Origin of the sequence: uncultured Granulicatella sp. (assembly GCF_938030755.1) — a bacterium.
Lineage (GTDB): Bacteria > Bacillota > Bacilli > Lactobacillales > Aerococcaceae > Granulicatella.
In genome coordinates, this window is the sequence record NZ_CALHIF010000041.1 from 1 (window position 1) to 1,567 (window position 1,567).

Here is a 1,567-nt window from a genome sequence, read left to right on the forward strand (position 1 = left end):
TGAAAGTCGATCAATGGGTAAGATTCATTATTCGGTATGGTTTCATCCTTTTCTCTTTGTTTGAATGGAGCCAATTGCCAGGGATGAGTGCTCATCAAATCGTGTTCTTTACGGCCTTTATCGCGGTCGTTCAGATTGGTTATTATTGGTTAAAATATCAATGGTATATTTTAGTAGAAGGAATTGCAGTGGCACTTCTTTGTTTTTATTTCCAAACAGTTTTTTCGGGACTCATCCTACTCCTCTGCTTTGAAATTAGCCTACGCTTCTCTTTTAAGAACGCGGTAGTGATGCAGGTGCTTCTGGGGCTAATCATTATCATCCCAGCCATGCAGCAGTTCGATACGCTTAAAGCGATTATGACCGTCTTCTTTATTCTTTTCTTCTTGTATGGAAATTATATTTTAGAAGAAAGAAGAGCACTGCAAGAGGAATTAGATGAAGTGTATCAAAAACTAAGTGAGCAACGGTACGATTTACAACAAGCACAATATAAAATGGGGACAATGAAGGAAATCTTCACACTACAAGAGCGGAATCGGATTTCGCGGGAAATTCATGACTCTGTCGGACATAGTTTATCGACCATCATTATTCAACTAGGTGCGATTAGTCAATTAGCGAAGATGGAAAATTCTCCGATTCAAGAAATGAGTGAAGGATTACGCGAATTTGCGACGCAAGGACTACAAGAGGTTCGTAAAATTGTCCATGATTTGAAACCGGAGCAAATGGATAGGAAGCAATTGGATATTGCACTGGAAGAATTCTTCCATGAAGTTCAAGTGAATTCAGGGCTTGAAATACAGTTCAGAAAAAATGATCCTACATTTGCACTTAACAGTGAAGCGGAACTGAGTGTTTTTCGTGGAGTCCAAGAAGCGATTACGAATGCTATGAGACACGGAAACGCAACAAAAATCACCGTACTTTTGATGTATAATCAAGCGCAATTAGTGGTCACGATTAAGGACAATGGACAAGGCGCAACTAGCGAAGAGCTTGTTCCAAAGGGTGGATTAAAATCCCTACAAGAGAGACTTCGACGTGAGGGCGGAGTTGTAGAGATGAACCCTTCCAGCCAAGGAGTGACCATTCAATTCATTATTCCAAACCCGAATCAGGGGTAGAAACGAGGAAACTAATGACGAAACCAATTCGATTAATTATTGCAGATGATGAGATGCTAATTCGGACAGGATTAAAAATCATGCTCGAAGCCAGTGGGAATGTAGAAGTGCTAGCCCTTGCAGAAAACGGGAGAGCAGCTTTTGAAGCTTGTACCATTCACCGGCCAGATGTCGTGTTGATGGATATTCGAATGCCTGAAAGTAACGGAATCGAAGGTACAAAGCTGATTAAAGAAGCCTTTCCAGAAGTGAAAGTGTTAATTGTGACGACTTTCCAAGATACTGAATATGTTGTCGAAGCTGTTCAAAATGGGGCTTCTGGATATTTGTTAAAAGATAGTAGTCCAGATGCCATTCTTGACGGTATTAAAGTAGCCCTTTCTGGAAAAGTCGTGATGGACACAGTGATTTCTGAAGCACTCTTAACAAACACCTCT

Annotated in this window: 2 protein-coding genes; both read left to right on the forward strand. The window is 40.7% G+C overall.

Features of this window, described 5'->3' with window-relative positions:
• Positions 1 to 1,130, forward strand: a 1,130-nt coding sequence (locus tag Q0594_RS04530) for a sensor histidine kinase (protein ID WP_298730038.1), incomplete at its 5' end; no start/stop codon positions are given.
• 14 nt (positions 1,131 to 1,144) lie between these two features.
• On the forward strand, positions 1,145 to 1,567 hold a 423-nt coding region (locus Q0594_RS04535), incomplete at its 3' end, for a response regulator transcription factor (RefSeq protein WP_298730040.1).